The following is a 24,974-nucleotide window of genomic DNA, read 5'->3' on the forward strand; positions in this document are numbered from 1 at the left end:
TCACAAACCTCTAAAGCTGTAGGAGCTGTTAATACCGGTAGGGCGTTAACAATAATATCAAAACTTGTTGTTCCGTAACAGCTTGGAAAAGCAGGATCTTCTACACGCGCATAAAGCGTTTGTTGGTTTGGTGAACTGGTATTTTCATAAGTACTTGGCAAGGCTCCGGTACCACTTTGGGCATCGGCAAGACTGGCGTAGAAGCTTACATTATAAACCGCTGGATTTTGACCGTTTAATATAGCCGCCTCTTGACTTGTTAAATCAAAAATGGCCACTCCGTCTCCACTGGCATCATCACAGATTTCCATATTAGCAGGCATTGTTGCTAAGGCTCTTGTGTTTACCACTAAATTAAATAGCGGTGCTGCTGAAAAACTGTAACAACTGGTATCTGCTAAACTGGTTACTCGCACATAAATAGGTTGTGAGTTTACCGTATTAGTATAGGTTAACGGCAACGCATTATTACCTAATTCCGCATCGGTAGCATCTAAATGGTAAGACACTTCAAAGTCTGTTGCAGACTGTGCTCCTAATATAATTGCTGTTTGGTCACTTAGTGTAAACTCGCCAATTCCATCGTTAGAATTATCGTCACAAAGCTCTAAATTAGAGGCTGCGTTGATGGTTGGGGCTGAAGTAATCCCAAGAGTTATGGTGGCTAAAGAATAACATCCTTCTGCACCATCCGCTTCTACTCTAACGTAGATTACTTCACCGTTTGTTCCACTGTAAGCTGTTGGGTTTGTAATGGCATCAACATCATTTTCAGCATCCAACTGACTGTTATGGAAAGAAACTACATAATCATCAACCGCTAAAGGATCTAAAATAAATGGAATTTCATTTTCTAAATTAAAATCGAAAGTTGTTGTTTGACTACACTCTGAAATAGCGATATTATTAACACTAAAGGCCTCCGCTATAGAAATCACAACCTCATCACTCGCACTACATGGATCTCCATAAACCGCATCAAAGCCTTCCGCTAACAACGTATAGGTACCTGATTCGGTCACTGTTAAAGATGGAGACGTTGCACCAGGAATAGTTACACCATCTAATTGCCATTCAAAGGTGTTAAAAGCCCCTGTGGTATTCGCTATAATTTCGTAACTCCCTCCACTACATATTTCTTGATCTTCTCCTAAATCTACCTGACAAATAATGTCACAGTTTAAGGCCATGGCCGGATCTGGATTTGTATTTTCTAAATTAATATATCCTGGATCGTTACTATAATTGGTAATTAACAATACAAAATAAGAGTTTGCAGGCGCATTAGGAACAAAGATATCTTCCTCTCCAGAACCTGAGTAACTACAATCTTGTTGCGTAGCCGGACTTAAGTTTGATGTTCCACATTGCGGCTCACTGAAAGGTCCCCAAATAATAAAATCGACATCAATTAAAGACCCTGTTCCGTTTTGACCTGTAGATTGAGTTAAAGTTAGCTCTATATTTCCCTGTTGATCTCCTGTTTGTATAAAGTACCATCTTGGGTTAGGTTGACTCCCTAGACAACTATAATCTATTCCCGATTCTGCACTTCCTGATCCTACAGGTGAAGGAACATCCACAATACCATCACAAATAGGTAAGGCTCCAACACAAGCATCATTATCTAGAACATTAACAATCACAGAATTGCCTGAACCAGAACAGCCTAAAGGATTAGTATCTGTCACGGTAAAGGTCACGGTATAGGTTCCTGGAACAGCATAAGCGTAATTTACATTAAGGCCTTCAACCGTATCTCCATTTCCAAAATCCCAAACATAAGTGGCACCAACATCGTCACCCTCTGAAAACGTAGCACTACCTTCAAACGAAATTAAATCACCTGGATCTACATCTAAGGTTCCTGCCACAGGAGCAGGATCTACGTTATCTATAGAAGCCGTAATGGTTTGACAAGGTGTAAAGCACCCAATACTTGCTTCCCATCCTGGCTGCGTTCCTGAGCCATTAGAAATAAATGAAATGGTTAAACATCCCGTGGTGTTGGTATCAGAAGCTAAGACAACGCCTGGGTTATTACCACCAGTATATGTTCCTATTAAAGGTGCTGTAATATCATCACCATCGTAAATTTTTAATTCATCACCATCTGTACCGATAAAGAAAAATGCCGAAAAATCTAACACCGTAGAATTTCCTTCAACATCAGCACATATTGTGGTTACATAATCTTCATTTGAACTATAATTAGCATATTGTGTTCCGGAGTCATAGAACATCCCGCTACATTGGCTATAAGTTCCGTCTGACATAAAAACGTCCTGAGACAACCCTATTTGGGTTGCTATTAGTGTAAGTACAAGTAAAAAATTTCTCATTATAATCAGCTATAGATTGCTATTCCCTTAAAGTTTTCTGTATTGTGAAGTCACCTGAATAAAATAATTGGTGTTATCCACCTTATACACATAGGTCCCTTTAGAAAAGAAATCTAGTTGATATTTTAGAGGATTAAAATTGTCAACTTTAAAATCCACATCGCGTTTTAGATTCTTATTATAAGTATCGAAAAGTGGTACCTGAGACAGTTGCATCCCTTTTTGAGTTTTAGGATTCTCATCCTTATAAATTAAAATTCGGTTTCTTAAAAGATGTTTTATATCCTTCAGAAATGTGGCATTATTATAAACTTTTGAATCTGCCTGATCTTTGTAAACTTCATCAATCATAGCCCTTTCACTCTTTGATAAAGGGGCATTTACATTATCTGGATAATTAATTTCAATTGTTTTGCTATCCTGGCCAAATAGGAAAACACTAAAAAATAGCAAAGTCGCTAGAGGGAGTAATTTTAATTTCATGAATTATTATTTAATTTAATCTCGAAAATTAAGGAATTGAATTGTTATTTCACCAATAATATCGGGGATTTAACACTTTTACTTATATAACAGCTGTAATTATAAAACTCCTACCTTATACATCCTATTTTTATTGCTTATCTTTGCAACTCGTTTTTTAAAAACCGATAACAATAATTTTATAATGAAAATCGAAAGTGATTTTAACGACGTTGATGCTATAGGTGACGACCATATTGGCACCTCTAGCGACACCCCATTAAGAGCGGATGCTTTTAAGCTTTCTAATGCGGAAAAAATAGACAGTATAAAGGCTGATGTAACTCATATTTTAGAAACTTTAGGACTCGATTTGAATGACGACAGTCTAAAAGGCACACCAAACCGTGTGGCTAAAATGTTTGTAAATGAAATCTTTGGTGGCTTAGATCCGCAAAAAAAACCAAACGCTTCTACCTTTGACAATAAATATAAGTATGGTGAAATGTTGGTTGAAAAAAACATTACGGTGTACTCAACCTGTGAGCATCACTTACTTCCTATAGTTGGTCGCGCGCATATTGCTTATATCTCTAATGGTACCGTAGTAGGTTTATCTAAGATGAATAGAATTGTAGATTACTATGCTAAACGCCCACAAGTACAAGAACGTCTTACCATACAAATCGTTAAAGAACTTCAAGAGGTTTTAGGCACCGATGATGTTGCTTGTATTATTGACGCAAAGCACCTTTGTGTGAACTCTCGTGGAATTAGAGATATTGAAAGCAGCACCGTTACTTCTGAATTTGGTGGAAAATTCAATGAAACCAATACCCGAAGAGAACTATTAGAATATATTAAACTTGAAACCAAGTTTTAATAGCCCAAATACCGTTAATTAATTTATTGATTCATTTTATCTACCTCTAAATATGCCTTTGTACCAAACACAATCTTTAAAACTCTATAACACACTTACTAGTGAAAAAGAAATTTTTGAACCTATAACGGAAGGTTATGTTGGAATGTATGTTTGTGGTCCTACAGTATATAGTAATGTTCATTTAGGTAATGTAAGAACCTTTATGTCTTTCGACATGATTTTTCGTTATTTAAAGCACTTAGGTTATAAGGTACGCTATGTCCGTAATATTACGGATGCAGGGCATTTAGAGAACGATGCCGATGCTGGTGAAGATAAGATTACTAAAAAAGCACGATTAGAAGCCATAGAACCTATGGAAATTGTGCAACGTTATACCGTAGATTTTCATAATGTCTTAAACACGTTTAATTTTCTACCACCTAGCATTGAACCTACGGCTACAGGACATATTATAGAACAAATAGAATTAATTCAGTCAATAATAGATAATGGCTTTGGTTATATTGTTAACGGATCCGTTTATTTTGATGTGCATAAATACAACACCTCAAATGCCTATGGAATCTTAAGTAAACGTAAGCTAGAGGACTTAATCCATAATACTAGAGCATTAGACGGCCAAAGTGATAAGAAAAACCCACAAGACTTTGCGCTTTGGAAAAAAGCTGAGCCTACCCACATTATGCGATGGCCTTCACCTTGGAGTGATGGATTTCCGGGATGGCATTTAGAATGTACAGCAATGAGCACTAAATATCTTGGTGATTTCTTTGATATTCATGGTGGTGGAATGGATTTAAAATTCCCGCATCACGAATGTGAAATTGCACAAAACCAAGCGGCTAAAGGTCAAAATCCTGTAAAATATTGGATGCATGCCAATATGTTAGAGCTTAATGGAGCACGTATGAGTAAGTCTACAGGTAATTATATTAACCCTGCGGAATTACTTTCTGGTGACAACGATATTATGTCTAAGGCCTATAACCCAAGTGTTATTCGTTTCTTTATTATGCAAGCCTCTTACAGAAGTATATTAGATTTAACCGATGATGGTTTAGCTGCTGCTGAAAAAGGATTCCACAGATTAATGGACGCTATTAGTCTTATTCCTAATTTAAAATCGTCAAAAACGTCGTCTTTAGAGGTACAAGCATGGAAGCAGAAATGCTACGATGCCATGAATGACGATTTTAACACTCCAATTTTAATCGCCACGTTATTTGAGGCCGTTAAGTTTATTAATCAGATTAAAGATGGAAGCGCTACCATCACTTCTGAAGATTTAGAGCTTTTACAAAACACGCTGAATATCTTTGTTTTTGACATCTTAGGACTTGTAAACATTTCTAAAGATCAAGTAGGAAGTGATAAACTTACAAGCGCGGTAGAGATTTTAATTAACTTAAGAAAAGAAGCCCGTTTAAATAAAGATTTTGCGCTATCGGATAAAATTAGAGATGATTTGGCCGAAGCCGGAATTCAACTGAACGACAGTAGAGAAGGAACCACATTTACAACCAATTAAATTGTGAAAAAGCTGTTGACCTATCCTTTTCTGTTTTTAATAAAGGTGTATCAAACTGCTATTTCACCCTTTACACCTGCGACGTGTAGGCACCAACCCACCTGCTCACATTATGCTAAAGAAGCCTTAGAAGTTCATGGTTTTTTTAAAGGCGGATGGTTGGCTATTAAACGGATTTTTAGTTGTCATCCTTGGGGCGGTAAAGGTTTTGATCCTGTGCCACCAAAAGAGGATTAATATTACGTTAATGTCATTTTCAATCCCTTCCAAAATATTATATTTACCGAATAAATAGAATATCTATGTTTTTATTATCGATTGATTGGGATCCTATAAAATTTATTGATTTAGGATTTTTTAAACTTCACTTTTATAGCCTAATGTGGATCACCGCTTTTATTTTAGGCTTTTATATTACAAAACGTATTTATAAAAATGAAGGGCAATCCGATGAGGCGCTAGATTCTTTATTTATTTACTCGGTCGTTGGTATTATGCTTGGAGCTCGATTGGGCCACGTTATTTTTTACCAACCCGAACTTATTTCTGAAGACTTCTTCAGTATCTTTTTACCGTTTAAATTTAAAGGCGGGGTAGAATTCACAGGATTTCAAGGCTTAGCCAGTCATGGTGCTGCTATTGCCATGATTATTTCTATGTACCTCTATAATAAAAAAGTATTACACAAATCTGTCCTTTGGATTTTAGATCGTGTCGTAGTACCCGTTGCATTAGGGGCCGTCTTTGTACGCATTGGAAACTTTATCAATTCAGAAATAATAGGAAAATATACTGGTAGTGATTTTGGTGTGGTCTTTAAACAACTTGGAGAAACCGCCCCTAGACACCCAGCACAATTGTATGAGGCTTTCTGTTATGTCTTTGTATTTATTATATTATTTTACTTCTATTGGAAAACCAAAAAATCGGAACAACAAGGTTTTTTATTCGGCTTGTTTTTAGTTTTACTTTGGACGGTAAGATTCTTCGTAGAGTTTGTTAAAGAAGCACAAAATGTAGAACGCGCTGATTGGGCTTTAAACACCGGACAATGGTTAAGTATACCTTTTATCCTCATTGGCCTGTATTTTATGTTTATGTATAAGCCAAAAACAAAATTGAACTAATGCCTTCGTCCTCATTTATTAAAACGCTCCTCCTTTTCATCGTGTTGGGGTCATTTGCGTCTTGTAAAGAAGACCAGCAACGTACCAAAACCGATAAGGTCGTGGTGAGTTTTAAAAAAGAGGGCACATTACATTTAAAAAAGGCCGAAACGGCAGAGGTCATCAAAACCCTTGCTATTGAAGTTGCTGATGACGATTACAGCATACAAACCGGCTTAATGTATAGAACAAGCTTAGAAACGAATCAGGGTATGTTATTTATATTTCCTGATGAGCAGATGCGAAATTTCTATATGAAGAATACTAAAATTCCTTTAGACATTATCTACATCAATAAAGCGAAAACAATTGTAAGTATTCAAAAGCAAGCCCAACCTATGGACCTTACTTCTCTCCCATCGGAGGCACCTGCCACTTATGTCTTAGAAATTAACGGCGGGCTTTCTGACTCCTGGGGTCTACAGATTGGTGACCGTATTGATTTTGACCTTTTATAAGATTTGGTTTTCACCCTTAAACCTATTGGCTCTCAAAAGATAATACACTGCAGCGCTAACTCCCTTTTAACAATCCTCTGAACCTCGTACAAAATACCATTGTGCCATAGCGTATGGTCTGTTTTAGACCCGAAGACCATAAGTATCACAAGACGGCTTATACGACTATCCGACAGGATTTCACTCTTAAAAGGAAACCCTAAATACGCACGTCTATATTTTCAACATTACACCTCTTCAACACCTTTATACATCTTAAGGTTTAGACATCATAAGAGCTTCCCTTATTCAGATATGTTACCCGTGACATCATACAACAATATGAGCGACCTTTGTTTCAATGTTCCCTATAAGTTTCGTGTTTTTATATCAAAAAAAAAGCCCTTCAATTAAGAAGGGCTTTTTTAATTCTGAATCCTTTCAGAAAAGAATAACAAGACGATTAAGCCTCTTCATCCTCTTCTTTTACTTTATTTTTAAGTGCTTCTGTTGCACTACCTTTTTTAGCCGTATCATACATAATAGGCGTTGCAATAAAGATTGAAGAATAAGTACCAACTATAACCCCAACAATTAATGCAAATAATAAATCTTTAAGCGAATCTGCTCCAAATAAGAACATTGCTAATAACACCACTAAAGTTGTTAAAGAGGTATTTAAAGTTCTACTAATTGTACTGTTAATTGAACGGTTAATTGTCGTATCAAAACTCCAACCATAATTCTCATTAAAGTATTCTCTAATTCTATCAAATACAACCACGGTATCATTCAGAGAGTAACCAATTACAGTTAAGATCGCCGCAATAAAGGTTTGATCAATCTCCATACTAAATGGCATAAATCTCCATGTTATAGAATAGATTCCTAATACGATTAATACATCATGGAAAACTGCAGCTACAGCTCCTAAAGAGAATTGCCATTTCTTAAATCTTAATAAGATGTATAAGAATACAACCACTAAAGATCCTAAAATCGCCCAAATTGAAGATTTCTTAATATCATCTGCAATCGTCGGACTCACTTTACTTGATAATAATTTTCCGATTTTCTTATCTCCTGAACCGTCAAGGAACTCATCATATGTCATTCCATCTGGAAGGTACTTTCTAAGCGTTTCAAACAACATCGCTTGCACCTCTTCATCAGCTTCAATAGAACTATCTTCTACCTTGTACTTCGTAGATATTTTTAATTGATTTGGTCCACCAATTGTTTTTACCTCAGCACTTTCAAACACTTCATGAAGATCCGTTTTCACTTCTTCTACACTCATGTCTCTATCAAAACGCACTTGGTAAGTTCTACCTCCAACAAAGTCAATACCTTGATCTAATCCTGTTGTAAATAATGATCCTAAACTTGCAAGAATAAATGCTCCTGAGATTATGTAAGCAATCTTACGTTTTTTCAAGAACTCAATATTTAAGTTGGTAAATAAGTTCTTCGTTAATCCTGTTGAGAATTCTAATTTCCCACCTTTATTAAGGTACCAGTCTACTAATAAACGTGTGATAAAAATCGCCGTAAATAAAGAGGTTAAAATACCAATGATTAAGGTTGTAGCAAAACCTTTAATTGGTCCTGTACCAAATACAAATAAGATTAAGGCTGTTAATCCTGTTGTAATGTTAGCATCTAAAATTGAAGATAAAGCGTTAGAGAATCCGTCTTTAACGGCTTCTTTTTGTGTTTTACCTTTTGCGATCTCTTCTTTTATCCTTTCAAATATAAGAACGTTAGCATCTACCGACATACCGATGGTTAATACAATACCGGCAATACCAGGTAATGTTAATACCGCTCCTAAACTAGATAAGACCCCAAAGATTAATAAGATGTTTAATAATAAAGCTACATCAGCAAATCCACCTGATTTTCCGTAGTAAAAGATCATCCAAAGTAATACAAAAACTAAAGCGATAAGGAACGACTGCATTCCGCTATCAATAGCTTCTTGACCTAAAGATGGTCCAACCTCATCTGCTTGTACAATTTGAGCAGAAGCAGGTAATTTACCAGCTCTTAAAACGTTAGCTAAATCGATTGCTTCTGTTAATGAGAACGACCCAGAGATTTGAGAGTTTCCTCCAGAAATTGCTCCTGTATTTACACTTGGTGCAGAATACACCACATTATCTAATACAATAGCAATATAACCTTGAGTTTCGTAAGCTTTTTTGGTCATTTCTTCCCAAATTTTCGCCCCTCTAGCATCCATAGACATGCTTACTGCTGGTCTATTTAATTGGTCGTATTCTTGTCTTGCATCAGTAATAACAGCTCCATTTAATTCTGGTTCACCGTCTCTATTACTTTTTATAGCATATAATTCTGAAAATTCAGACTCTTCATTTTGAAGTCCCCATACAAATCTTACATAACGCATATCTGCTGGTAAAGATGCTCTGTGTTTTGATGCGTTTAATTGCTCCATTACAAACTCTTTATCCTTAGATAAGAACATTCCTATTACAGAACCTCCATTACCATAACCTTGAATTCCTAAAGGATTAACCTCTGCAACATCTGCTGCATCCGTTTCAATTTGTCCTGTTAATTCATCAATAGCATCAGCATTGTCTTCTTCTTGAGCTTCTGTTACTGCAGCATCGCCTTCTTCTTTTGCTTCCGCTTTTTTATTCGCTTCAACTAAAGCTTGGTTTACCTCTAATAAATAAGGAACAACTTCCTCAGTTTTATAAGTTTCCCAGAATTGTAATTGTGCCGTTTTAGTTACTAAATCTTTAACACGCTCAATATCCTTAGCTCCAGGTAATTCTAAAAGAATACGTCCTGAATTTCCTAAACGTTGAATGTTTGGAGAAGTTACCCCAAATTTATCAATACGTTTACGTAAAACTTCAAACGCAGAAACAATAGATTCGTCAATTTTAGTTTCAATGATGCTCTTTACCTCATCATCAGACATATCAAATTTAATCTCTTCGCTTAAGGTACGGTTAGCAAAAATATCTGGAGATGCTAATTTAGTATCGCCTTTAATAGCATCAAAAGCTGTAAAGAACGATTGTAAATAAGAATCTTGTGAATCTTTTTGTAATTCTTCAGCATCATCTAAAGCTTTATTAAACACAGGATCTTTACTGTTGTTTGCTAAACCTTTTAAAATGTCTCTTACAGAAATTTGAAGAATAACGTTAATACCACCTTTAAGGTCTAAACCAAGGTTCATGGCATTGTTTTCAACATCGGTGTAGGTAAATTGTGCTACTCCTAAGTTATAAACTTCAATAGGCTCAAACGTATCCCCTACTTTAATTTTAGAAGTTTTCAGAGAATCTAAATAACGAAGCTCTTCAGCATTTCGTTTTGATTGGTAGTCCTCTACATTGTCAGCATATTTTGCAATTGCTGCAGCTTCTGCTTCATCTTCTATTTGTCCGGCTTTGAAAGTAAATGATAATTGATAAATACTTACCAAACCAAATAAAAGCGCAAAAAGCTTAATTAGTCCTTTGTTTTGCATTGTTAATTGTTTGTTTAATGTCGAATTGTTAATATATTTCAATAAATATTGAAACTAGCGCGCAAATATATAGTTTACACGATAATCCGACAATATTTTTTAATAAATTGATTATTGGCTTTTTATTAAAAAAAAGCGCTTGAAGTGAATGTAAAATCAAGATAGGATCTTAATCTTATTTAAGCATTGGGGCCTGCCCTGACCTCAGGAATTACATCCGAAATTGGGGTTCTAAGCCAAGCCGTATTCCCACGGCGTACAACTACGGTTTGCAGATTGTAATTATGTGGTGTTTGCTCATTTTGAAGTCCTGAGCTATGCGTTTTAAAATATGAAAAACGATCAAATTTCTGATTGTGCTCTACAATTTGTAGGCCATTAAAATCCCAATTCCCATCATTAGAAGTGGTAATTTCAGAGATATTAATTTTATACTGCTTCTCCCCATGAGATTCTGATAAAGGAAGCGAAGTGTGTTGGTTGGTATGAAACGCTATATTGACCTGATCTGCATTAAATATAGCTTGCTGAATCCTTGTAATTTCAAGATCACTGTGGTAAGTGATTTTTAATTGTCCCTGAGCGTTTTCTCCAATTTGAATATGGGTAACTCCTAAGGTTAAGAGTTGCTCTTGAAGGGCCGTTATGGCGTTTTCAGATTCTTCTAAAGTAATGTTGGTATCTGAAAATTGAACAACCATTTGCTGGTTAGGTACTGTGGTCTGCTCTATATACGTTCCTAGAAACGCTAAGAATAACAGTAGTACTCCGAAATGCAATTTGGTTTTCATTGTCGCAAATATAGCTAAAAATAAAGACTGTATTTCTACAGTCTTATTTTTAATTTACAGTCTTGGAAGTGATGCTCTTAAAGCCCTCCCATATTAGTGTAGCCTTCTGGAGGTGTTAAACTTAACTTCTCATCTGCAACTGTAGTCTTCTTAATGTCGACAATTTCTGAAGTCACTTCAATAGTAGCCCCCATTTGGTTCATAGTCATTACAAAATAAAGTGGAAAACCTTCAACCTTATCTCCCATAGCCGTTGTGTTCTGGCTTACTGCAGAAATTTGATCCGTGGTATACATTTCCATTTTTACATCTTGACCGTTTTGTTTCATGCCAATTATGTACTGTTGACATTCGTAACCTAAAATCGTTTTAGTTGCCGTTCCTTTTTCAACTGTAACATTTTTTAAATCTTCTTCACTAGGTGCAAAAGATTGAAGCATGTATTTTTTACCCATCCCCGGACGGTCCATCATCATTAACATTTGCTGCTCTGCCGCATCAATAATAATAGTAACGTCACCCGTCATAGGACTACTAGTTTCACTTCTAGATTTTTCACCTTTAAAATAAGTTGTTGCATTGGTATCTCCCATAGCTTTTAACTGGGCATTCATCTGCTCATTATCGCTAGACATGCTTTGTTTTGCGATAAGGATTCCCTCATTAATTTTTTCTTGAGCAAATAAGCTCATTGTTAAGAGCATTGCAACACTTAAGAATAGTATTTTTTTCATCTTGTTATTTTTTAATTTAGCTTTATTATACAAAAAACCTTACTGACAACTAATGTCGGTAAGGTTTTTAAAGTCTGTGTATCTATATGAGGCTTATAACTCTAATAAGGCGTTTGTTTTTTTAACACCTTCAGCACTTGCTTTCATATGTTCTTTTTCTGCATCGCTTAAAGAAACATCAACGATTTTTTCGATACCGTTTTTACCTAAAACTACTGGTACACCAATACAAAGATCAGATAAACCGTACTCCCCATCTAATAAGGTAGAACATGGGTAAATTTTCTTTTGGTCACAAGCAATAGCCTGAACAAGTCCACTTACTGCAGCTCCTGGCGCATACCAAGCAGAAGTTCCTAATAATTTAGTTAAGGTTGCTCCACCAACTTTAGTATCTGCAGCAACTTGCTCTAAACGCTCTTCAGATAAGAATTCTGAAACTTTAATACTATTTCTAGTCGCATGAGAAATTAATGGCACCATACCAGTATCACTATGACCACCGATTACCATTCCATCTACATCGCTAATTGGAGCTTCTAAAGCTTCAGCCAATCTGTATTTAAAACGAGCAGAATCTAAAGCTCCACCCATTCCGATAATTTTATGTTTAGGTAAACCTGTTGTTTTATGCACTAAATACGTCATTGTATCCATTGGGTTACTTACCACAATAATGATTGTATTTGGAGAATGTTCAACTAAACTTGAAGATACTGTTTTTACAATTCCAGCGTTAATTCCAATTAACTCTTCACGGGTCATCCCTGGCTTACGAGGAATTCCAGAAGTAATAACACAAATATCACTATCTGCAGTTTTAGAATAATCATTTGTACTTCCTGTGATTTTAGTATCAAAACCATTTAAAGAGGCACATTGCATTAAGTCCATCGCTTTACCTTCAGCATATCCTTCTTTAATATCTAAGATGACTACTTCTGATGCAAAATTTTTAATTGCAATATACTCTGCACAACTTGCTCCTACGGCACCTGCACCAACTACTGTTACTTTCATGTTTGTTATATTTTTTTAATGTGAAAATTAAGTGTTAAAAATCACTGTAAATTTACAAATAAAATTACTTTAAAAGAAGAAAGCACAAGTCTAAATCTTGTGCTTTGCATGTTATTAGGGTAAAAAATTAGATTATCTAAATCCAAAATTGATTCCTACAGAAAATGCATCGTATTCTGACATATGATACTCGGCATTTAATCTAAAAAATCCGACTTTTAATTTTGCACCTAAAGTCCCTCTAACCGAACTAACTTTGCTAGACACAGAAAAAGGATCTACAATAGTCTCAGAAGACAGTAATCCATTGGTAACTCTATAGCTTCCTAATAAATCAGACTCTGATGTTCCGTTAATTAAGCCCACTCCTCCATACACGTTAATAACTGGCAATTTTGTTGAAGCAATAACTTGAAACAACCAAGTATTGGTATCATTTTCTAAGCGTTGGTTTTCTCCGTCAATCCCTGAAGACTCCATTAAATTATAAGAAGCATCCACATGATTATAAGCCACTAAGCCCGATAAAGCTACAGGCCATAGTTCACTTGCCGGAAGCCAATCCGTAACCTCTAATTGTAACCCTGCGCCGTACATACTTAAACTTACATCTTCCGTATCTACTTTGGGTACAAATCGGGCTTTAAGTTCAATGCCTTTACCAAGTCCCACGGCTCCTTGAATAAAAGCTGTTGGTAGCATATTGGCACTATTCTCACCAATGCCTTCTGGTAATTCTACCTCTGTGGTTTGGGTTCCAAAAATAGGATCGTCATAAGTGACTTCTACAAAAATCGGTGGCTCGTTTTTTCCGAGTACTGAAGACACCAATTGCGTATTTGGTCCTTCAACAAATTGCACATTATTATAGGCATCCGTATCTAAGCTAAAAGTCTTGTGTTCATCATTAATTAAGGCCGCATTCACAACAACCGACAATTCAAATCCGCCTAAGGGTTTTACCTCTGCAGAATTAAACCAATTGGCATTCATACTATGCATTATACCATTGGTTCCCGGTGCTAAATAGTCGTTAGCAAAACGCTGCGCATCATCAATACCGGCAGCAAGAAATACATCAATATCATTTTGAGCTTTAAGATCATTGGCTAAAAAGCCCAAAAGGGTAAACAGAATTAGTCTTTTCATAAGTTTCAATTTTATGAGCGATTATACATCGCTGTATTTGTAGTAGGGTTTAAAATTATGTTTTTTTACTTTAGAAATTACAACGCACACTGATGTTGGGTGTAAGTCCTAAGGCTGTATTTTGAATCGCAATTGCAGTATTCTCGTTATTAGGGTCTACCTCGTAATATTGCTGAATAACATTCTTTCTATCTAAAAGATTAAGCACACCAATTTTTACTGAAGAATGCAGCGCGTCATTAATTTTGAATTTATAATTTAAAGACGCATCTAAACGCATAAAATCTCTTAGGTTGTTATTATTAGGTGTATCATAATTCACGTAGGTGGTATTTCCGTTTTGTACCGTTTCATTAGTTTCTAATGGCGTGGTATAAGGTTGTCCGGATCGCCAAATACCTCCAAAAGCAATTTTAAAATTTTTAAAAAGGTCGTAATTGAAAGCAAAGGAAACGGAGTGTCTTATATCGGCGTTATTAGGAAAAACAGACGGATTCAAGGTTTCAAATTTATAATTGTTTACACTATAGGTATAACTTGCCCATGTACTAAAACGGTTGGCTGTTTTATTTAACAGCACTTCTACTCCTTTCACTGTATAACTCCCAATAGCATTGAGGTACTGAAAATTGTTATAAAATCCCTGATTAGAAACAGTAATACCTTCTACCGTTTTATAAAAACCTTCCACATCAGCAACAAATCCTTTCCTTTTATACTGCAAACCTAATGCGGCTTGTTGACTTTCTGAAATAGGAATGCTTTGCTCATCAGCTAAAATCCAACGTCGGTTTTCAACACCTAAAAAATCATCTTGAAAATCTATAATCTGTGTAGCAGACTGATTTTTAAATTCGCCTTGAACCTTAAGCGCTATATCCTTTAGAAATTGGTAACGCAAATTTAAACGGGGTTCTACAAGTAGTTTATTGAATTTCTGAAAGTAGTTCACCCGAACCCCACCTCTTAGATACAACTGCTTAGATTGCCATTCTAATTCTGTAAACAAGGCGTGATTTAAAAGTACATCCTTTTTGGTACGACTATAAGCCGGATTGCTAACAGTAGTTCCGTTTAAAATTCCTGTTTCTGTAAATTGGTAGCCACTAAAACTGGTTAGATTTTCATGAAGTTTTAAATGCCCATGAAACTTTAACCCTGTTTCTAACACCTCATTCGTTTGAATTAATTGCTGGTCGGTCTCTGTGCGATAATCTGTGGCATCAACATTATACTCGCTATAATAAGCACTTAAATTGGTTTGAAATTTATCACTCCACTGCGCCTCCCAATGCCCACCGAATCCTAAATTTTCTTGTTTTAAACGGCTTGCTTTAGACAAACTTTGATTAGATGTATTGGTATACCCTTCCTCATAATCTAAGTTATTGCTAATTCCTATAACATGCGCTCTAAAGTGATGCTTCGCATTTAAATCAAATAATAATTTTGCGGAATAATCATAAAAATAGAAGTCAGAATCACTGCGCTGTTCCTGAACCTGATCTGGGTTTGTAGCCACCTCACTATCTTGAAAACTACGCTGAAAATAATTATCGTAAGTTGGGGAATTAAAAACATCGGTAAACGAACGTCTCCCTGATATATGTAAAGCTATTTTATCACTAACAGGAATATCTAAAACTGCATCTGCATGAATAAGATTAGCTCCAAACCCGCCAGACAATTCCTCAGTCACCTCATCCTTAGTCAACATATTAATTGTACTCGAAACCCCATCGCTATAAGCACTGGACGTTCCGTTTTTAGTTACTATTACTTTATCCGTTAAATAAGGATTATAGGCCGATATGAGTCCGAAAAAATGCCCCGAGTGGTACATTTTTATCCCATCCCATAGCATTAAATTCTGATCATTAGTTCCGCCACGTACGTTGATATTAGCAATACTTTCATTTAAACTTTCTACTCCAGGCAAAGCTTGTATAGATTGTAATACATCGGGCTCTGTAAGTCCAGGTAAGATTCCGAATTTTGCCGTATTTAATTGGGTACTCCCATCAATACGTTGTTGCAAACCTGTGGTTAAAAATTTTGAAATTACAATTTCATTAAGCCATTCGCTCTCAATAGGCATCACCACCGTTTCACAGTGGTCTTTTGCCCACAAGGTTTTAGCTAAAAGCGTTTGTGTTTTAAACCCTAAAAATGATATTTTAATGGTTGCGTTTACCGGAACAGCCTCAAGTTTAAAATGGCCTTCTTCATTTGTAACTGTCCCTTTTAATCGCCCTTCTACATAAACAGAAGCACCATACAACGGCGTGTTATCTGTAGTCTTGAGTACACCACAAATTGAAATTGTTTTTTCTATGGTAGAAATCGTAATATAACGTGCCGTTAAGAATTTAAAATTTAATAAGGTGGTTTCATTTAGCGCCGAAATAATAGCTTTTAAAGCCGTTTTTTCTTCGGGTTCTTCAACTAAAATATGCTGAACATCTTCTAAGGCATAGGAAAATTTTACATCAAACTTAGCTTCTAAATCTTGTATCAACTGAACCAACGGCAGTTGCTTTTGAGTTTGCGCAACCGCATTAAGACTCAAAAAAAGCAAAACAACAAGAGAAACATATTTAGTGCGATTCATAATTGTAGAATTCAACCGTATTGCCTTTAATTTTATAGCTTAATTTTAAAGGAATCGTTACTGACTGTAATGCTATATTTTTATCGTTATGTGTAAAACTTCCTGTATATAATTGAGACGTATCTACTGTATTTGCTAAAATTGTAATACCATATTGGATTTCTAATTCGTCTATAACCTGCCACAACGGTACATTATTAAAGCTAGACTCTTTTATAATCCATGCCGGATTTTTAGCAGTAACCTCTGTAACCGCCATCACCTCGCCCTTTACCACTCTAAAGGTTTTCCCTGGTGTCAATATGGTTTCCTTATTATGGTGAGTGACGCTTACCGATCCTTCATAACAGGTCACTTCAAAATAGTCCTCACGTTCTTTCACATTAAATTGGGTTCCTAAAACCTGTACCGCTCCAGCACTAGTTTCTACCGTGAAGGTCTTACCTTTGGTAACTTTAAAAAAAGCTTCTCCGTCTAAATTTAAACTTCGGTTAGACGCCCAGGTTTTCTTATTAAACTTAAGCTCTGATTTTGCATTTAAAATCACCTCTGAATCATCGGGCAAGTTAAAGGTTTCCGTTTGTGCTATCTCGGTGCTATACGAGACCGAAGCCTCATTAAAAAATAAAGCATAAGAAAGTCCCAACATCACAGCTAAAACCGCAGCAACCTTTAAAAAGGTTCTGAAGTTTAGAGGCACAACTTTAGCCGGTTTATTCTGTTTTTGCCTTGCTTTAAAATCGGCAAGTGCTTTTTCTTCATCCAGTTCTGGAAGACTAAACTGTTTGGTGTAGAATCTTGATTTCTCTAATACTGAAAAATCTTCATCAGGGTACAAACGTTTTATTTCTTCACTAGAAATTTCGTCATTAAACCATTTTAATATGTCACGTTCTTTAGTCATATTTAGAGCTATTCAGTATTAAGACACCTTCACATTATATTACCCTACGGCACCGCTTAAAAAATTTAAATTTTAATGCCTTCTAACTGAGATCGTATTGCTTTTAGCGCTGCAGACATTCGTTTTTCCACCGTTTTTTGAGATATATTTAAGAGCACTGCAATCTCACGATACTTTTTGTCTTCTATTCTGTTGAGTAAAAACACTTCGCGTTGCTCGGCACTTAAATTTGCAATAACCTTTTGTAATTTAGTTTTAAACTCCTCTTCCTCTAATAGGTATTCAGGATTCAAGTTGGTTTGGTCTCTATACGGCGCTTCCTTAGCGTAAGTAAACACCACTTTTTGGTGGCGCATTACATTTAAAAAGAGATTATTTACAGTAGTAAACAAGTAAGTTTTTGCTTTACTATAATCGATTTGCGAACAATTCTCCCATATTTTAGCAAAAGCGTCCTGCACCAAATCATACGATTTAGATTGGTCGCCACATTTATAAAAGGCAAAATTATGAGCCGCCTTTACATGAGAAAGGTAGAAGGCGTTAAAATGCTTTTCTTCGCAAAGGTTAGACATAGGGTCGCTTATAAATTAGAGTTACAAGTATCTAAAGGCAAAAATAAGTATAAAAAAATCAAGTTTAAATCCTCTAATGGTGAAGGTTTTATAAAAAACTTTAAAAAAAATAGCAAAAAAGCATAGGGTAAATTACAAGTTAAACGTCTTAGTTATAGAAAGCACAAAAACACGCTTTTGAATTTATATTTGTAAAACCCAAAAATCAATAGTATGAAAAATTCAAAATTCTTAACCGCATTATTATTTATGGCCGCTTTGGTATTGTCGTCTTGTCAAGATGAAATCAACGATGAAACCGGAGACAACCCTAATACCAATACCGCCAATTCTACAACAGCAAAAAATTTAGAGCGTTCAGCAATGTACGATGGAAGTTTTGATGACTTTTTAGACGACACCTCTTGTTCTTCTATTTTATTACCAGCCACGGTAACGGTAAATAACACCCAGGTTTCTTTAGTAACAGCTTCAGATTACAGCCTAGTTTTAGAGCTTCTGGGAGCCTATACCGATGATGAAGATACGATTGAATTTCAATTTCCATTAACCGTAAAGCTTAGTAACTACAATGAAGTTCTTGTTACTAATGAAGCTGAGTTTGAGACTTTAATGGAGGCTTGCGAAACCGCAGAAGATGAAGCGGAAGATGCCATTAATTGTTTAAACATAGATTTCCCAATTACCATCCTTACTTACAGTACTAATATTGAACAAACAGGAAGTGTTGTGATTGAATCTGAACAACAATTATATGCGTATATGAACAATTTTGACGACGCCGAATTCTTTGCCGTGAGTTACCCAATTACAGCAACTTTAAATAGTAATACCGTTGTTGAAATTACATCGGATGCCGATTTACAAAGTTATATTAACCAGTGTTTAGAAATTGAGGATGACATGGAAGACGCTGAAGATGATGCTGAAGATGTAGAGGAAATTTTAGTCGAAGGCTTATTTACTATAGACGCTTTTATTACGGCAGGTGTAGATACTGCAAATGATTTTAGCGACTACACATTAAACTTTGCTAATGATCTTACGGTAACAGCTGAACACACCACAAATGCAACTATAGAAGCTGTAAACGGCACCTATGAAGTCGCATCTGAATTAGACATCTTTGTTAGCTTAACGTTTTCTCAAAGTTCAAATTTTGAAATCTTAAACGACACATGGAAAGTTACCCAATATTCTGAAAGCACAATTTCCCTACAAAGTACAACAAATGGAGCAGTCACTTTGGTTTTAGCCCAAATATAAGACCAAAGCTTCAGGCGAAATGTACAGGTTATGGTAAGCAGCTACCGTTTTGGTAGCTGCTTTAATTAAAACAAATAACGATGGTTTATAAAATTTTAGCAATATCGGTTTTACTACTCTTAATCACAGGATGTGCTACAGAAAACACGCTCATTGATGGGCAAGCAGACGATGTCAATGTGAGCCTTAACCGACAAAATGTAGGAACCTCTGCGCATGACTTCTTATCAGATGACACCTATACAAGTCTTCTCATTGAAATGGTTTATGTTGAAGGTTTTGAACCTCAACAAAGCAGCATCAGTAATTTAATAACGTTTATTAACAACAGAACCTACAAACCTGATGGTGTTACGATAGAAAAAAGAAGTATCGCCTCACCTGGCTTAGAAACTTATAGTATTCAGGATATCGCTGATATTGAAATGGCAGAGCGAACCCGTTACAACACGGAAGATCAAATGACCTTATGGGTGTATTTTTCTGACGGACAAGCTTCAAGTAATTCCCAAACTAATGTAGTCTTAGGTACCGCTTATTGGAACTCCTCCTTTGTTATTTTTGAAGACAGTATTCAAAGTGTTAGCAACGGTCCATTTGACCCTGATCGGGAATTATTAGAAACCACAGTGATTACTCATGAATTTGGCCACCTTCTGGGACTTACAAACTTAGGCACCCCTATGGAAACCGAACATGAAGATGAAGCTCACCCCAAACATTGTAATAATGAAAACTGTTTAATGTATTGGTCCTCAGAATCGTCTGCAGGTTTAGAAAACATGATTAACATGAGCGCTGCACCAGAATTAGACAACGCTTGTCTTAATGACCTTTTAGCCCAAGGCGGGAAATAAAATCATCTAAAATTTAATTAAAAATAACATTATGAAAACAACTTATATCTACCTCGTACTAGCATTCTCAATGCTTACTAATCTTTACGCTCAAGACGCCCAGACCACTAAAAACAAATCTAATGCAGGTTTAAAATTTGGTTACAATTTAGCCGCAGTAAGTTTTGATGGAGACACTGAAACCGGACAGCGTCATGGGTTCCATGTTGGTTTTTATGGCGAATCATTTGCCACTAACAACCTTGCCTTTCAGGTTGAAATTTTATACGCGCAACAAGGTTATGAAGTGAAAGACAACAGTGGCACCTTCACACAGAAATTAGATTATATCAATATGCCTTTACTGTTAAAGTTATATCCTAGTAACAATTTCTTTTTAGAGGCTGGACCACAAATTGGTTTAGCAATCTCACATAAAGAAGAGTTTGATAGTAGTTTTAATCTTTTTGATACCGAACAAGAGTTTAATCCTAATCGATTTGATTGGGGGATGAATTTTGGAGGCGGCGTTAAAACGGACTCCGGTGTAAGCTTTGGTGTAAGATATCATTTAGGACTAGGAGACATCTACGACGACGGAAATCCGAGAAATAGAGTATGGCAATTCTCCTTAGGTTTTGACTTTTAAGCAAAAAAAAAAAACGCATATTTAATATGCGTTTTTTTTATAACTATAATATTCTATTTAGGCATCAATATTAGCATAAATAGCGTTCTTTTCAATAAACTCTCTACGTGGCGGAACCTCATCTCCCATCAACATTGAGAATACACGGTCTGCCTCTACACCATTTTCTATTTGTACTAAACGCATGGTTCTAAATTCTGGATTCATTGTTGTATCCCACAATTGCTCCGCATTCATTTCCCCAAGACCTTTATAACGTTGAATTTTAGCATTATCACCAAATTCAGCTAAAATAGCATCACGTTCTTTATCTGACCATGCATATTGTTTTTTCGCTCCTTTTTTAACTAAATATAAAGGCGGTGTTGCAATATAGATGTATCCGTTTTCTACCAATTCTTTCATATATCTAAAGAAGAAAGTTAAAATTAGTGTGGCAATATGACTACCATCAATATCGGCATCACACATAATTACAACCTTATGGTATCTTAATTTTGAAAGGTTTAAAGCTTTACTATCTTCTTCTGTTCCGATAGTCACCCCTAAAGCGGTAAAAATGTTTTTGATTTCTTCGTTTTCAAAAACTTTATGCGTCATCGCTTTTTCTACGTTAAGAATCTTACCTCTTAATGGTAGAATCGCTTGGAAGGCTCTATCTCGACCTTGCTTAGCCGTACCACCTGCCGAATCTCCCTCGACAAGGAATACTTCACATTTTGCAGGATCTTGTTCAGAACAATCTGATAATTTCCCAGGTAAACCACCGATACTCATAACGGTTTTACGTTGTACCATTTCACGGGCTTTCTGTGCAGCGTGACGGGCTTGAGCGGCTAAAATTACTTTCTGTACAATGGTTTTAGCATCATCAGGATGTTCTTCTAAGTAATCCGTTAACATTTCTGAAACGGCCTGACTCACAGAAGCAGAGACCTCACGGTTTCCTAATTTTGTTTTCGTTTGCCCCTCAAATTGTGGTTCAGCAACTTTTACGGAAACAATCGCGGTTAATCCTTCACGGAAATCATCACCAGAAATATCAAATTTCAACTTTTCTAGCATTCCAGATTCATCAGCATACTTTTTAAGGGTATGCGTTAAACCTCTTCTAAATCCAGATAAGTGTGTTCCTCCTTCATGCGTATTAATATTATTTACATAAGAATGTAAATTTTCAGCATAAGAAGTATTATAAACCATGGCTACCTCAACAGGAACGCCATTTTTTTCACCTTCAAAAGCAATAACATCTTTCATTAAAGGCTCACGTGTTTCATCTAAAAACTTAATAAATTCTTTAAGTCCTTCTTCAGAATGAAACGTTTCACCTTCATACTCACCATCTTCTTTTTTATGACGTTTATCAATCAAATGAATGGTAATCCCTTTATTTAAGTACGCTAATTCACGTAAACGACTCGCAAGGGTATCATAACTATACTCTAAAGTTTGAGTAAATATGGTTGGATCTGGTTTAAAGGTTACAATTGTACCTCGCTTTTCCGTATCGCCAACTTTCTTTACAGGGTACATTGCTTTACCGCGCTCGTACTCCTGCTCCCAAATTTCACCTTTTCTATAAACCGTAGCTTTTAAGTGCTCTGATAAGGCGTTAACACAACTTACACCAACCCCGTGTAATCCACCAGAAACTTTATAAGAATCTTTATCGAATTTACCACCGGCTCCAATTTTAGTCATCACGACCTCAAGTGCAGAAACGCCTTCTTTTTTATGTAAATCTACAGGAATACCACGTCCATCATCTTCGGTAGTAATCGAGTTATCTTCGTTAATAGTAACACTAATGTTATCACAGTGACCGGCTAAAGCTTCGTCAATAGAGTTATCTACAACCTCATATACTAAATGGTGCAAACCACGAACCCCCACATCACCGATATACATGGAAGGACGCATACGCACGTGCTCCATACCCTCTAGGGCCTGAATACTATCTGCGGAATAATTATCCTTATTAAATTCTTCTCTTTTTTCGCTCATTATTTTGAATACGTTTAGTTCTAATCTTTATTTTAAAAAAGGTTCCGTCCTTCAACGGAATCAATTCAGCTATCTCAATTTCCTTCAATTTCATTTCGAAAATTAAGCGCTTTTTTGACATAAAAAAATGACACAGCTGTATCATTTTTAGAATACTAACAAATATAAGGATTTTAAACGCATTTAAAAAGCTTTTTACCCCTCCAAGCCAATAATTATCAACATTTGTTCAAAATTAAAAAAGTCGCTTAAAAAGGCTAAAATCGACCTTAAAATGGATTTCAGTAATTTTAAAGGCTTTGCTTCTATTTCAAAAATCAAAACGGGCGCAAACCGCTTATTTTTAAGCTTATTTTCTTTTCTACGGAAGACCTGTTTTATTAAAACTGATAAAATTCACCCTCAATCTTCAGATTTCTTAAACGGTGATTCACCGGCAAACCCTTTAGGCTATGACCAAGGAATACGCAGGGTATCCTGAGGGACTTTTAGAAACCGTTCTGCTTTCAAAGCAACTTTAGCTTTTGCAATTGGTATTTTATCTGACGCCACAAAGTTCCATTCTGTAAATTGTTCTTCTGAAAAGGCCTCTCCGCTAAAAATATAAATGGTAGAATTAGCTTAAATTTCAAAAGTACAACGTTTACTGTCTTTGGCGCCCCTAACTGCTTGGTCTCGTAAGTACGTCCGTCACTTATTAGACGTCCTTGCTTATAAAGAAAAACAGCCCCAAATGGTGCTGCTTTCTTATAGCTACTAATCTTCTAAGTACCCAAATTTACCGGTATTAAAATCTTGAAATGCGTCTATCAATTCCTCTTTTGTATTCATTACAAAAGGACCATGCGCTGCAATGGGCTCCTTAAGAGGTTCACCACTTAACACTAAAATCACGGCATCGTTTTCAGCTTCAACGGTAAAAGATTCCCCATTGTTACCAAACATTACAAAATGATCTTCCTCTGCTTTGGTATCTCCGTTAATAACAGCATCGCCTTCTACCATTAAAATAGCCGTGGTGTAATGAGCAGGAAATGACAATTGGGTTTTAGCTCCGGCTTTCAACTTCACATTATACATATGTATTGGCGAAAATGTAGACGCCGGACCTTGTTCTCCTTCATACGCACCGGCAATTACTTCTAATTCTCCGGCAGTGTTTGGCAAAGCTACTTTAGTAATCTCTGCATTTGCAATAGCTTGGTATTTGGGCGCACTCATTTTATCCTTAGCCGGTAAGTTTACCCATAGCTGTACCATTTGAAATTCACCTCCTGTTTTACTCCATTCGGTTTCATGAAATTCTTTATGTAACACTCCTGAAGCTGCCGTCATCCATTGCACATCTCCTTCGCCAATGATACCGCCACCACCAGCACTATCGCCATGTTCTACACGACCTTTGTAAGCAATGGTTACAGTTTCGAACCCACGGTGCGGATGTACGCCGACACCTTTTGGTTTATCGGTCGCCGGAAAATTATACTTGGAATTATAATCAAGCATAATAAACGGATCCATACGCTGCATGCTTGAGCTTCCCGGTATAAAATTGTGAACTCTAAATCCATCACCAACAAAATGCGGTGTTCCTGGTGCCGTTACTTTTTCTATTTGTCTTTCTTTATATGTTTTCATAATCGTTTTAGGTATTTAATTAATAGTGTTGCGCTAAGTTTAATGCTAATGCGTTATCGAGATAATTGGTCTGAGCGTTGGGTTGTTTAGTCTTCCAATACGCTGCTTTAACCGTTTCAGCTAAACTGCTATCCTCAGTATATTCCACCAACACTAAATCCTCCTTAAGTAGAGGGAGAAGAGTCTTTAACTTCTTTTTATCGGATTCACTCAACGTACTAGAGAGTGCAACCACAGCAAAATGATGCCGTTGCAGGTGCTCAATAGCTTGCTCTACATGACGCACTGTAGAGACCTTCCAATTTAAAATTCTCGGATTTGTAGGTGATTTGGTTACCACTAACACTTCTAAATGTCTCATAACTGCTTTGTTTTATGACTGTAAAATTACAGGAACATAAAAGCATGTGCATTGACATTTGATAAGAAGCACTGTGCTATACCATTTAAGGATGG

At 36.1% G+C, this 24,974-nt stretch carries 21 protein-coding genes; 8 read left to right on the forward strand and 13 right to left on the reverse strand.

Annotation, left to right across the window (positions count from 1 at the left end):
• Together ACFQ13_RS06325 and ACFQ13_RS06330 are read right to left on the reverse strand one after the other, a co-directional pair.
• Positions 1-2,342: PKD domain-containing protein (locus ACFQ13_RS06325; RefSeq protein ID WP_386115334.1), on the reverse strand; the 2,342-nt coding region annotated here is incomplete at its 3' end.
• Positions 2,343-2,369: 27 nt separating this feature from the next.
• Positions 2,370-2,825 carry a hypothetical protein gene (locus ACFQ13_RS06330; RefSeq protein WP_386115336.1) on the reverse strand — a complete coding sequence of 152 codons (456 nt, stop codon included), beginning with the start codon at positions 2,823-2,825 and terminating at the stop codon, positions 2,370-2,372.
• A gap of 184 nt (positions 2,826-3,009) precedes the next feature.
• Here ACFQ13_RS06330 and folE point away from each other — a divergent pair, with 184 nt between their 5' ends.
• The 5 genes from folE (at position 3,010) to ACFQ13_RS06355 (ending at position 6,845) form a co-directional block, all read left to right on the forward strand.
• Positions 3,010-3,687 carry a GTP cyclohydrolase I FolE gene (gene folE / locus ACFQ13_RS06335; RefSeq protein ID WP_114310949.1) on the forward strand — a complete coding sequence of 226 codons (678 nt, stop codon included), beginning with the start codon at positions 3,010-3,012 and terminating at the stop codon, positions 3,685-3,687.
• 52 nt (positions 3,688-3,739) lie between these two features.
• Entirely contained in the window at positions 3,740-5,221 is a 1,482-nt protein-coding gene (gene cysS, locus ACFQ13_RS06340) for a cysteine--tRNA ligase (RefSeq protein ID WP_386115338.1), read from the forward strand.
• Between the two features lie 3 nt (positions 5,222-5,224).
• The gene (gene yidD / locus ACFQ13_RS06345; RefSeq protein WP_386115341.1) at positions 5,225-5,458 is read left to right on the forward strand and encodes a membrane protein insertion efficiency factor YidD; all 234 of its coding nucleotides are present in this window, start codon (positions 5,225-5,227) and stop codon (positions 5,456-5,458) included.
• 65 nt (positions 5,459-5,523) lie between these two features.
• Positions 5,524-6,348 carry a prolipoprotein diacylglyceryl transferase gene (gene lgt, locus ACFQ13_RS06350; RefSeq protein WP_386115343.1) on the forward strand — a complete coding sequence of 275 codons (825 nt, stop codon included), beginning with the start codon at positions 5,524-5,526 and terminating at the stop codon, positions 6,346-6,348.
• Complete coding sequence (locus tag ACFQ13_RS06355) at positions 6,348-6,845, forward strand: DUF192 domain-containing protein (protein ID WP_386115346.1); 498 nt, start codon at positions 6,348-6,350, stop codon at positions 6,843-6,845. The genes lgt and ACFQ13_RS06355 overlap by 1 nt, the downstream gene beginning before the upstream one ends.
• Before the next feature lie 442 nt (positions 6,846-7,287).
• Here the strand turns inward: ACFQ13_RS06355 and secDF are convergent, their stop codons facing one another.
• From secDF to ACFQ13_RS06395, 8 genes are all read right to left on the reverse strand, one after another.
• Positions 7,288-10,338 carry a protein translocase subunit SecDF gene (gene secDF / locus ACFQ13_RS06360; RefSeq protein WP_386115349.1) on the reverse strand — a complete coding sequence of 1,017 codons (3,051 nt, stop codon included), beginning with the start codon at positions 10,336-10,338 and terminating at the stop codon, positions 7,288-7,290.
• 179 nt (positions 10,339-10,517) lie between these two features.
• The gene (locus ACFQ13_RS06365) at positions 10,518-11,129 is read right to left on the reverse strand and encodes a hypothetical protein (RefSeq protein ID WP_386115351.1); all 612 of its coding nucleotides are present in this window, start codon (positions 11,127-11,129) and stop codon (positions 10,518-10,520) included.
• A 77-nt stretch (positions 11,130-11,206) separates the two neighbouring features.
• Positions 11,207-11,863 carry a DUF4412 domain-containing protein gene (locus ACFQ13_RS06370; protein ID WP_386115353.1) on the reverse strand — a complete coding sequence of 219 codons (657 nt, stop codon included), beginning with the start codon at positions 11,861-11,863 and terminating at the stop codon, positions 11,207-11,209.
• A 93-nt stretch (positions 11,864-11,956) separates the two neighbouring features.
• Positions 11,957-12,883, reverse strand: a complete 927-nt coding sequence (locus ACFQ13_RS06375) for a malate dehydrogenase (RefSeq protein WP_386115356.1) — start codon at positions 12,881-12,883, stop codon at positions 11,957-11,959.
• Positions 12,884-13,015: 132 nt separating this feature from the next.
• Positions 13,016-14,032 carry a DUF6588 family protein gene (locus ACFQ13_RS06380; RefSeq protein ID WP_386115358.1) on the reverse strand — a complete coding sequence of 339 codons (1,017 nt, stop codon included), beginning with the start codon at positions 14,030-14,032 and terminating at the stop codon, positions 13,016-13,018.
• A 70-nt stretch (positions 14,033-14,102) separates the two neighbouring features.
• Positions 14,103-16,643, reverse strand: a complete 2,541-nt coding sequence (locus ACFQ13_RS06385) for a TonB-dependent receptor (RefSeq protein ID WP_386115360.1) — start codon at positions 16,641-16,643, stop codon at positions 14,103-14,105.
• Positions 16,630-17,547 (reverse strand): FecR family protein, encoded by a 918-nt coding sequence (locus ACFQ13_RS06390; protein ID WP_386115362.1) that lies wholly within the window; start codon positions 17,545-17,547, stop codon positions 16,630-16,632. The genes ACFQ13_RS06385 and ACFQ13_RS06390 overlap by 14 nt, the downstream gene beginning before the upstream one ends.
• Positions 17,548-17,612: 65 nt before the next feature.
• Entirely contained in the window at positions 17,613-18,122 is a 510-nt protein-coding gene (locus ACFQ13_RS06395; protein WP_386115365.1) for an RNA polymerase sigma factor, read from the reverse strand.
• A 213-nt stretch (positions 18,123-18,335) separates the two neighbouring features.
• On the opposite strand from ACFQ13_RS06395, the gene ACFQ13_RS06400 reads away from it, so the two are divergent.
• From ACFQ13_RS06400 to ACFQ13_RS06410, 3 genes are all read left to right on the forward strand, one after another.
• Positions 18,336-19,388 (forward strand): hypothetical protein, encoded by a 1,053-nt coding sequence (locus ACFQ13_RS06400; protein ID WP_386115368.1) that lies wholly within the window; start codon positions 18,336-18,338, stop codon positions 19,386-19,388.
• Positions 19,389-19,468: 80 nt separating this feature from the next.
• Positions 19,469-20,245: a membrane metalloprotease gene (locus tag ACFQ13_RS06405; protein WP_386115371.1), complete on the forward strand. Its 777-nt coding sequence runs from the start codon at positions 19,469-19,471 to the stop codon at positions 20,243-20,245.
• 31 nt (positions 20,246-20,276) lie between these two features.
• Complete coding sequence (locus tag ACFQ13_RS06410; RefSeq protein WP_386115374.1) at positions 20,277-20,873, forward strand: porin family protein; 597 nt, start codon at positions 20,277-20,279, stop codon at positions 20,871-20,873.
• A 57-nt stretch (positions 20,874-20,930) separates the two neighbouring features.
• Here the strand turns inward: ACFQ13_RS06410 and gyrB are convergent, their stop codons facing one another.
• The 3 genes from gyrB to ACFQ13_RS06425 form a co-directional block, all read right to left on the reverse strand.
• Positions 20,931-22,880, reverse strand: a complete 1,950-nt coding sequence (gene gyrB, locus ACFQ13_RS06415; RefSeq protein ID WP_386115377.1) for a DNA topoisomerase (ATP-hydrolyzing) subunit B — start codon at positions 22,878-22,880, stop codon at positions 20,931-20,933.
• A gap of 756 nt (positions 22,881-23,636) precedes the next feature.
• Positions 23,637-24,518 (reverse strand): pirin family protein, encoded by an 882-nt coding sequence (locus ACFQ13_RS06420; protein WP_386115380.1) that lies wholly within the window; start codon positions 24,516-24,518, stop codon positions 23,637-23,639.
• A gap of 19 nt (positions 24,519-24,537) precedes the next feature.
• A complete protein-coding gene (locus ACFQ13_RS06425; RefSeq protein ID WP_386115382.1) occupies positions 24,538-24,879 on the reverse strand; it encodes a hypothetical protein in 342 nt (113 codons plus the stop codon).
• Positions 24,880-24,974 lie beyond the last annotated feature (95 nt).

The sequence above is a fragment of the Winogradskyella rapida genome, assembly GCF_042675845.1.
GTDB classification, from domain to species: domain Bacteria; phylum Bacteroidota; class Bacteroidia; order Flavobacteriales; family Flavobacteriaceae; genus Winogradskyella; species Winogradskyella rapida.

What these genes read in the sequence shown, in the direction of transcription:
- ACFQ13_RS06330 (WP_386115336.1), bottom strand. Translation starts at nt 2,825, where the DNA reads ATGAAATTAAAATTACTCCCTCTAGCGACTTTGCTATTTTTTAGTGTT.
- cysS (WP_386115338.1), top strand. Translation starts at nt 3,740, where the DNA reads ATGCCTTTGTACCAAACACAATCTTTAAAACTCTATAACACACTTACT.
- ACFQ13_RS06420 (WP_386115380.1), bottom strand. Translation starts at nt 24,518, where the DNA reads ATGAAAACATATAAAGAAAGACAAATAGAAAAAGTAACGGCACCAGGA.
- folE (WP_114310949.1), top strand. Translation starts at nt 3,010, where the DNA reads ATGAAAATCGAAAGTGATTTTAACGACGTTGATGCTATAGGTGACGAC.
- ACFQ13_RS06390 (WP_386115362.1), bottom strand. Translation starts at nt 17,547, where the DNA reads ATGACTAAAGAACGTGACATATTAAAATGGTTTAATGACGAAATTTCT.
- ACFQ13_RS06400 (WP_386115368.1), top strand. Translation starts at nt 18,336, where the DNA reads ATGAAAAATTCAAAATTCTTAACCGCATTATTATTTATGGCCGCTTTG.
- ACFQ13_RS06375 (WP_386115356.1), bottom strand. Translation starts at nt 12,883, where the DNA reads ATGAAAGTAACAGTAGTTGGTGCAGGTGCCGTAGGAGCAAGTTGTGCA.
- gyrB (WP_386115377.1), bottom strand. Translation starts at nt 22,880, where the DNA reads ATGAGCGAAAAAAGAGAAGAATTTAATAAGGATAATTATTCCGCAGAT.
- ACFQ13_RS06425 (WP_386115382.1), bottom strand. Translation starts at nt 24,879, where the DNA reads ATGAGACATTTAGAAGTGTTAGTGGTAACCAAATCACCTACAAATCCG.
- ACFQ13_RS06410 (WP_386115374.1), top strand. Translation starts at nt 20,277, where the DNA reads ATGAAAACAACTTATATCTACCTCGTACTAGCATTCTCAATGCTTACT.
- lgt (WP_386115343.1), top strand. Translation starts at nt 5,524, where the DNA reads ATGTTTTTATTATCGATTGATTGGGATCCTATAAAATTTATTGATTTA.
- secDF (WP_386115349.1), bottom strand. Translation starts at nt 10,338, where the DNA reads ATGCAAAACAAAGGACTAATTAAGCTTTTTGCGCTTTTATTTGGTTTG.
- ACFQ13_RS06355 (WP_386115346.1), top strand. Translation starts at nt 6,348, where the DNA reads ATGCCTTCGTCCTCATTTATTAAAACGCTCCTCCTTTTCATCGTGTTG.
- ACFQ13_RS06380 (WP_386115358.1), bottom strand. Translation starts at nt 14,032, where the DNA reads ATGAAAAGACTAATTCTGTTTACCCTTTTGGGCTTTTTAGCCAATGAT.
- ACFQ13_RS06385 (WP_386115360.1), bottom strand. Translation starts at nt 16,643, where the DNA reads ATGAATCGCACTAAATATGTTTCTCTTGTTGTTTTGCTTTTTTTGAGT.
- ACFQ13_RS06405 (WP_386115371.1), top strand. Translation starts at nt 19,469, where the DNA reads ATGGTTTATAAAATTTTAGCAATATCGGTTTTACTACTCTTAATCACA.
- ACFQ13_RS06395 (WP_386115365.1), bottom strand. Translation starts at nt 18,122, where the DNA reads ATGTCTAACCTTTGCGAAGAAAAGCATTTTAACGCCTTCTACCTTTCT.
- ACFQ13_RS06365 (WP_386115351.1), bottom strand. Translation starts at nt 11,129, where the DNA reads ATGAAAACCAAATTGCATTTCGGAGTACTACTGTTATTCTTAGCGTTT.
- ACFQ13_RS06370 (WP_386115353.1), bottom strand. Translation starts at nt 11,863, where the DNA reads ATGAAAAAAATACTATTCTTAAGTGTTGCAATGCTCTTAACAATGAGC.